This is a genomic window from Streptomyces sp. NPDC054847, from assembly GCF_053610925.1.
In genome coordinates this window covers 1-8,026 of sequence record NZ_JBSGZJ010000329.1, presented here as the reverse complement: position 1 = coordinate 8,026, position 8,026 = coordinate 1, and the positions used below count along the sequence as shown (strand labels likewise).

Sequence of the window (8,026 nt, the reverse complement as noted above, 5' to 3'; positions counted from 1 at the left end):
GCGCGGTACGCCGCCCGCGGGGCGGTGCGGGGTCCGGGGCCTGCCCCGCCACGCGGCCGCACATCGGTACAGCGGGAAGGGACGGTAGGGGAACGGCCCCGCGCAGCGGGTGGCGCACGTCATGGGAGGAGGCCGGCCCGGCGGGCCGCCACCACCGCCTCCAGCCGCGTCCGCGCCCCCAGCTTCCGCATCGCCGACCGCAGATACGCCTTCACCGTCTCCGGCCGCAGCCCCAACCGCCCCGCCGCCGCCGCGTTCGTCGCGCCGGAGGCGACGCAGCCGAGCACGTCCAGTTCGCGTGGCGTCAGCGACACCTCGCCGGTCGCGGCGGCCGGCGCACGCGGGCCCGGGGCCAGTCGCGCGCAGACGGCGAGCAGTTCCTCGCGGAGGGCCCGGTCCGTGATCCGGGGGGCAAGGGCGCGGAGTTCGCCGTGGACCTCGCGTACGGTCTCCCAGTCGCGCGGACCCACGGCGTCGTCCGTGGCCGGCGGGCGGGCCAGCGCGAGCAGCCGCTGCATCTCGTCGTGGACGACCAGCGCCTGCTCGACGTCCCGTGCCGCGGCCACCGCCGCGTCGAGGACGCGGTCGCCGAGCACGAGCGGCCGGCGCAGCGCCCCGTACAGAAGGCCCCGCACCCGGCGGTGCACCACGACCGGTACCGCGACCACCGACCGCAGCCCCTCGGAGGCCACCGCCGCGTCGTACTCGTGGCTGATGTGCCGAGCGGCGGGGTAGTCGGTCACCGCGCAGGGCCTGGACAGGGCCATCGACTTGCCGCCCAGGCCGTTGCCCGCGCAGATGGCGAGCCCGCGCAGCGCCCCGGTCGCCGCGCCGTTCAGCTCCCCGATGCGCAGCTGCCGCTGCCGCCCGTCGGTGAGGAGCCCGCCGAAGGCGACGGGGAGCCCTGTCGTCCGCCGCAGCCGGAGCAGCGCCGCCCGCATCTCGGCCGCTTCGCCGGTTCCTGTCACGCGTGCTTCCTCCCTCCGGGCCCCCGGGCGGGGACGTCACCCCCGTACGGGGGTAGTGAGACCTGGGTCACCGATTACACGATGTGGACGGCCGGTCCCGCAACGAGGAGGACACATGACGTCTGGCAGCGCGACGGAGAGGTTCCGGGCCGCACGGGACTTCCTGCTGGAGCACCGGGAGGACTACGTACGCGCGTACGACGGCTTCGAGTGGCCCCGCCTCGAGCACTTCAACTGGGCGCTGGACTGGTTCGACGTCATCGCGGAGGGCAACGACGCGCCCGCCCTGCGGATCGTCGAGGAGGACGGGACGAGCAGCCGGTTCTCGTTCGCCGAGATGTCCGACCGGTCCGACCGGGCGGCGAACTGGATGCGCGCCCAGGGCGTCGGGGCCGGTGACCGGATCCTCGTCATGCTCGGCAACCAGGTCGAGCTGTGGGAGACCGCGCTCGCCGCGATGAAGCTGCGCGCCGTGATGATCCCGGCGACGCCGTTGCTCGGCCCGGCGGACCTGCGTGACCGGATCGAGCGCGGCCGGGTGCGGCATGTCGTGGTGCGGCCGGAGGACACCGCCAAGTTCGACGAGGTCCCCGGCGACTACAGCCGGATCGTCGTCGGCGGCGAGCGCCCCGGCTGGCTGCCCTACAGCGGCGCCTACGAGAGCCCGCGGGACTTCGAGCCCGACGGGCACACCCGCGCGGACGAGACGCTGATGCTGTACTTCACCTCCGGCACCACCGCGCGCCCGAAGCTCGTCGAGCACACCCATGTGTCGTACCCGGTCGGTCATCTCGCGACCATGTACTGGATCGGTCTGAAGCCCGGCGACGTGCACCTGAACATCTCCTCGCCCGGATGGGCCAAGCACGCCTGGTCCAACCTGTTCGCGCCCTGGAACGCGGAGGCGACGGTCTTCATCCACAACTACACGCGCTTCGACCCGGGCCGGCTGATGGCCGAGATGGACCGCGAGGGGATCACCAGCTTCTGCGCCCCGCCGACGGTCTGGCGCATGCTCATCCAGGCGGACCTGAGCCGGCTGCGGAAGCCACCGCGGGAGGTCGTCGCGGCCGGTGAGCCGCTCAACCCCGAGGTCATCGAGACGGTGCGGCGCGCCTGGGGCGTGACCATCCGCGACGGATTCGGGCAGACCGAGACCGCCGTGCAGGTCTCCAACAGCCCCGGCCAGGTCCTCAAGACAGGCTCGATGGGCCGGCCCAGCCCCGGTTACAAGGTCGACCTCCTCGACCCGGTCACCGGTGAACCGGGCGCGACGGAGGGCGAGATCGCCCTGGACCTGTCCGGCCGGCCGGTGGGCCTGATGACCGGGTACCACGGCGACGAGGAACGCACCGCGGAGGCGATGGCCGGCGGCCACTACCGCACGGGCGACATCGGCTCCCGCGACGCCGACGGCTACATCACCTATGTGGGCCGGTCGGACGACGTCTTCAAGGCCTCCGACTACAAGATCAGCCCGTTCGAGCTGGAGAGCGCGCTGCTGGAGCACGAGGCGGTGGCGGAGGCCGCGGTGGTGCCCGCCCCCGACCCGGTCCGCCTCGCCGTCCCCAAGGCGTACGTCGTCCTCGCGGAAGGCTGGGAGCCCGGGCCCGACACGGCCAAGCTGATCTTCGAGCACTCGCGCGCGGTGCTCGCCCCGTACAAGCGCATCCGCCGGCTGGAGTTCGCCGAGCTGCCGAAGACCGTGTCCGGGAAGATCCGCCGGATCGAGCTGAGGGAGCGCACGGCGCAGGGCTCCGCCGCCGAGTACACGGAAGGCGACCTGCGATGACACTCTCGTACGCACACGGCGTCAGCAGTACCCCGCTGCTCGGCGAGACGATCGGCGGAAACCTGGCGCGTACCGCCGCCGCGCACCCCGACCGGGAGGCGCTGGTCGACGTGGCGGCCGGCACCCGCTGGACCTACGCCGAACTCGACGCCGCCGTCGACCTGCTGGCACGCGGACTCCTCGGCTCGGGCATCGGCAAGGGCGACCGGGTCGGGATCTGGGCGGTGAACTGCGCGGAGTGGGTGCTGATCCAGTACGCCACCGCCCGGATCGGCGCCATCATGGTGAACATCAATCCGGCGTACCGGGCGCATGAGCTCGAGTTCGTACTGAACCAGGCCGGGGTCGCGCTGCTGGTCGCCTCGCAGACGCACAAGACCAGCGACTACCGCGCCATGGTCGACGCGGTGCGCACCAAGTGCCCCGGGCTGCGCGCCGTCCACTACATCGGCGACCGCTCCTGGGACGTGCTGCAGGAGGCGGCCGCAGGAGTCACCGACGAGCAACTGCGGTCCCGCGAGGCGCAGTTGTCGTGCGACGACCCGGTCAACATCCAGTACACGTCGGGCACGACCGGTTTCCCCAAGGGCGCCACCCTCTCGCACCACAACATCCTCAACAACGGTTACTTCGTCGGCGAGATGATCGCCTACACCGAGCAGGACCGGGTCTGCATCCCCGTGCCCTTCTACCACTGCTTCGGCATGGTCATGGGCAATCTCGCCGCCACCTCCCACGGCGCGTGCATGGTGATCCCGGCGCCCTCCTTCGACCCGGCGGCCACCCTGAGCGCCGTGCAGCAGGAGCGCTGCACCTCGCTGTACGGGGTGCCGACGATGTTCATCGCCGAGCTGAACCTGCCCGGCTTCGCCTCCTACGACCTCTCCACCCTGCGCACCGGCATCATGGCGGGCTCGCCGTGCCCGGTGGAGGTGATGAAGCGGGTCGTCGCCGAGATGAACATGGCGGAGGTGTCGATCTGTTACGGCATGACGGAGACGTCCCCCGTCTCCACGCAGACCCGGCGCGACGACGACCTGGAGCGCCGCACGGGCACCGTAGGCCGCGTCATGCCGCACATCGAGGTCAAGGTCGTCGACCCGGTCAGCGGCGTGACCCTGCCGCGCGGTGAGGCGGGCGAGCTGTGCACCCGTGGCTACAGCGTGATGCTCGGCTACTGGGACGAGCCGGAGAAGACCGCGGAGTCGGTCGACGCGGGCCGCTGGATGCACACCGGCGACCTCGCCGTCATGCGCGAGGACGGCTACGTCCAGATCGTCGGCCGCATCAAGGACATGATCATCAGGGGCGGCGAGAACGTGTACCCCCGGGAGATCGAGGAGTTCCTCTACGCGCACCCGAAGATCGCCGACGTGCAGGTGGTCGGCGTGCCGGACGAGCGCTACGGCGAGGAGATCCTCGCCTGCGTGATCCCGCGCGACCCGGCGGACGCCCCGACGCTGGAGGAGATCGCCGAGTTCTGCCGCGAGCAGCTGGCCCACTACAAGATCCCGCGCCGCCTGGAGGTCCTCACGGACTTCCCCATGACGGTGAGCGGCAAGGTCCGCAAGGTGGAACTGCGGCGCCGCTTCGGGGACGGCTGAGACAGCGTCGCGCACCGGACCCGGCCGGGTCCGGCGCGCGCACGGCCCGGGCGGGCGGGGCGGCGGACCTACGTCATGAGGCCCACGACGCCCGGGCCTTGAGCCCGATCCGGCCGGGTCGGCGGCGCCGTTAGCGTCGCACCATGCGAATCGGAATTCTTGGCACAGGAAACGTTGCCCGAGCACTGGCGGCCGGCTGGTCCGGCGCGGGACACGAGGTGGTTCTCGGGTCGCGCCGGCCACAGGACAGGAACGAACCGGGATTCACCGTCGTGGGTCTCGACGAGGCGGTCGCCGACGCGGAGGTCGTGGTCAACGCGACGCCGGGGACCGTGTCCCTGGAACTGCTCGCCGCGATCGGGGAGCCGGCCCTGACCGGCAGGACGCTGATCGACGTCGGCGTCGGACTGTCCGACGACTACACGGAACTCTCCCACCCCAACAGCAGTCTCGGCGAGCAGATCCAGGCCGCCTTCCCGGGGACGGCGGTGGTCAAGACGCTGTGCACCATGGACTCCACCGTGATGGCGCACCCCGACCGCCTGGACGGTCCGAGCACGGTCTTCCTGTCCGGTGAGAGCACCGCCGCCAAGGAGCTCACCGGCCGGCTCCTCGGCGACCTCGGATGGCCGCCCTCCTCGCTGATGGACATCGGCGGCATCACCACCGCACGGGGGCAGGAGCACTTCGCGCTGCTCTTCATGGGGATCGCCGCCGGCGTGGGCGGCCACACGTTCAACGTCAACGTCGTCACGCCGTCCCGGTAGTGAGGCGCTCCGGTCGCTGACCGGAACGGGGGAGGCGAGGGGGAGCGGAGGGCCGGGGGAGAAGCGCCGGCGAGGGCGTCACACGCCCGTGGAGATCAGCTCGTCCGCAGGGGCGTTGACCGGCTGGGGGCAGCCGGTGAGGTCCATGACGAACAGGGGGACGCCGAGCTGGTCGGCGCGGGCGCGGGCGTCGTACGCGTAGCCCGCGAGGGAGAAGAAGACGCTCGCGGAGGACGAGCTGAGGCCGTTCAGCCACAGGCATTCGACGGCGCGCAGGGTCGCCGGCCTGGTCGTGGGGTCGACCTGGGCGACGATGCCGGGGCCTCTGAGGTCGATGCCGGACACAGGGCGGACCTCGGACTGGATCACATCGCGGAAGCCCAGCCACTTGAGGTAGAGGGCCGCGGCGGTGACCGCGTCGCGCGCGGTGCGGATCGTCACCGGCCGGAAGGAGGGCCGGGAGGCGACGGCCGTGCGCGGCAGCGGTATGTGCCAGGGGCGCCGGAGACGGCTCGGCCCCTCGGCGGGGGCCGGCACCGGCCGGGTTCCGACGGGCCGGACCGGGACCCGCAGGACCGTGCCGCAGGGGCAACCCAGCTCGGGCTGGGGCCACTGGTCCTGGCGGTCGCACTCGGGGCAGCGGACCGTTACCCAGTCGTCCGTCCAGGTGCGGTGCGTTATCGGCTCCGGCCGGGCGGCACGCAGCAGGGGCGCCGCGAGCGGGGCGCCGCACGGGCACGGGTAGACGGGTGCCGCGAAGAGGTGGTCGCGGCGGCAGACCGGGCAGCGCACCGGCACGCTCTCGGTCATCGCGGCCTCTCTCCCTCTCCTCGGTTGCCCCCATCGTCCATCAACCGCGCCCCGTTGGCGAGGCACTTCGCCGACTCCGCGGGCCGTCGGCCGCCGTGGTGGGCGTCCCTTGACGTGGCCCGGAGCGCGCCCTACATTGCTTCCGTATAGCAAAACTGGACTTCCACAATACGGAATAGCAGCTCTCAGGTGGCGCGACAGAGCCTGTTCCGACCGTTCCGACCAGATCCGACAGGCCGAAGCAGGAGCACCCCATGCCTCGAATGACCGCCGCCCGTGCGGCAGTTGAGATCCTCAAGCGTGAAGGCGTCACCCACGCGTTCGGTGTGCCGGGCGCAGCGATCAACCCCTTCTACAAGGCCCTCCAGGCCGGCGGCGGCATCGACCACACGCTCGCCCGCCACGTCGAGGGCGCGTCCCACATGGCCGAGGGCTACACCCGGACCGCTCCGGGCAACATCGGCGTCTGCATCGGCACCTCCGGCCCCGCGGGCACGGACATGATCACTGGCCTCTACTCGGCGATCGCCGACTCGATCCCGATCCTGTGCATCACCGGCCAGGCGCCGGTCGCGAAGCTGCACACGGAGGACTTCCAGGCCGTCGACATCGCTTCGATCGCCGCGCCGGTCACCAAGGCCGCGACCACGGTCCTCGAGGCGGCGCAGGTTCCCGGCGTCTTCCAGCAGGCCTTCCACCTGATGCGCTCCGGCCGTCCGGGCCCGGTCCTGATCGACCTGCCCATCGACGTCCAGCAGACCGAGATCGAATTCGACCCGGAGACGTACGAGCCGCTGCCGGTCTACAAGCCGGCCGCGACCCGCCCCCAGATCGAGAAGGCGATCGGCTTCCTGCTGGAGTCCGAGCGCCCGCTGATCGTCGCCGGCGGCGGCATCATCAACGCCGACGCCTCCGACCTGCTCGTCGAGTTCGCCGAGCTCACCGGAACCCCCGTTGTCCCGACCCTCATGGGCTGGGGCATCATCCCCGACGACCACGAGCTGAACGCCGGCATGGTCGGTGTGCAGACCGCGCACCGCTACGGCAACGCGAACTTCCTCGAGTCGGACTTCGTCCTCGGCATCGGAAACCGCTGGGCCAACCGCCACACCGGTTACAAGCTCGACGTCTACACCAAGGGCCGCAAGTTCGTCCACGTCGACATCGAGCCCACCCAGATCGGCAAGATCTTCGCCCCCGACTACGGCATCGCCTCCGACGCGAAGGCCGCCCTGGAGCTCTTCGTCGAGGTCGCGAAGGAACTGAAGGCCGCCGGCCGGCTGCCCGACCGCAGCGAGTGGGTCGACGCCACCAACGAGCGCAAGGCGACGCTCCAGCGGCGTACGCACTTCGACAACGTGCCGCTCAAGCCGCAGCGCGTGTACGAGGAGATGAACCGCGCGTTCGGGCCCGAGACCCGGTACGTCACCACCATCGGTCTCTCGCAGATCGCGGGCGCCCAGATGCTGCACGTCTACCGGCCGCGCCACTGGATCAACTGCGGCCAGGCCGGCCCGCTCGGCTGGACGATCCCCGCCGCGCTCGGTGTGGCCAAGGCCGACCCGGAGGCCTCCGTCGTCGCCCTGTCCGGTGACTACGACTTCCAGTTCATGCTGGAGGAACTGGCCGTCGGCGCGCAGCACCGCATCCCGTACGTCCATGTCCTGGTGAACAACTCCTACCTGGGCCTGATCCGTCAGGCGCAGGCCGGCCTGGACATCAACTTCCAGGTCAACCTGGAGTTCGAGAACATCAACTCCCCGGAGATCGGGGTCTACGGCGTCGACCACGTCAAGGTCGTCGAAGGCCTCGGCTGCAAGGCGATCCGCGTCACCGAGCCGGACCAGCTGCTGCCGGCCTTCGAGGAGGCGAAGAAGATCGCCGCCGAGTACCGGGTCCCGGTCGTGGTCGAGGCGATCCTGGAGCGCGTCACCAACATCGCGATGAGCAAGACCGCGGACATCAGTGACGTCACCGAGTTCGAGGAGATCGCCACCGAGCCGGGCCACGCCCCGACCGCGGTCAGGCAGCTGAAGGTCTGACCCGCACCGCAAGCCCCGAAGGGCCCGGTCCGCATCGGCGGAC

6 protein-coding genes are annotated in these 8,026 nt (G+C 71.2%); 4 read left to right on the top strand and 2 right to left on the bottom strand.

Translation table 11 applies throughout. The features are described from left to right. Positions 1 to 119 precede the first annotated feature (119 nt). Positions 120 to 941: a response regulator transcription factor gene (locus ACWGH4_RS25960; protein ID WP_453465231.1), complete on the bottom strand. Its 822-nt coding sequence runs from the start codon at positions 939 to 941 to the stop codon at positions 120 to 122. A 142-nt stretch (positions 942 to 1,083) separates the two neighbouring features. Between ACWGH4_RS25960 and ACWGH4_RS25955 the strand changes: the two genes are divergently transcribed. From ACWGH4_RS25955 to ACWGH4_RS25945, 3 genes are all read left to right on the top strand, one after another. Then, positions 1,084 to 2,760, top strand: a complete 1,677-nt coding sequence (locus ACWGH4_RS25955; protein ID WP_453465229.1) for an AMP-binding protein — start codon at positions 1,084 to 1,086, stop codon at positions 2,758 to 2,760. Further along, the gene (locus ACWGH4_RS25950; RefSeq protein ID WP_453465227.1) at positions 2,757 to 4,364 is read left to right on the top strand and encodes an AMP-binding protein; all 1,608 of its coding nucleotides are present in this window, start codon (positions 2,757 to 2,759) and stop codon (positions 4,362 to 4,364) included. Before ACWGH4_RS25955 ends, ACWGH4_RS25950 begins: the two co-directional genes overlap by 4 nt. Before the next feature lie 143 nt (positions 4,365 to 4,507). Further along, the gene (locus ACWGH4_RS25945) at positions 4,508 to 5,131 is read left to right on the top strand and encodes an NADPH-dependent F420 reductase (protein ID WP_453465225.1); all 624 of its coding nucleotides are present in this window, start codon (positions 4,508 to 4,510) and stop codon (positions 5,129 to 5,131) included. A gap of 78 nt (positions 5,132 to 5,209) precedes the next feature. Here ACWGH4_RS25945 and ACWGH4_RS25940 read toward each other — a convergent pair whose 3' ends face one another. Beyond that, positions 5,210 to 5,941 (bottom strand): hypothetical protein, encoded by a 732-nt coding sequence (locus tag ACWGH4_RS25940; RefSeq protein ID WP_441261414.1) that lies wholly within the window; start codon positions 5,939 to 5,941, stop codon positions 5,210 to 5,212. Between the two features lie 254 nt (positions 5,942 to 6,195). Between ACWGH4_RS25940 and gcl the strand changes: the two genes are divergently transcribed. Then, complete coding sequence (gene gcl, locus ACWGH4_RS25935) at positions 6,196 to 7,983, top strand: glyoxylate carboligase (RefSeq protein ID WP_453465223.1); 1,788 nt, start codon at positions 6,196 to 6,198, stop codon at positions 7,981 to 7,983. Positions 7,984 to 8,026 lie beyond the last annotated feature (43 nt).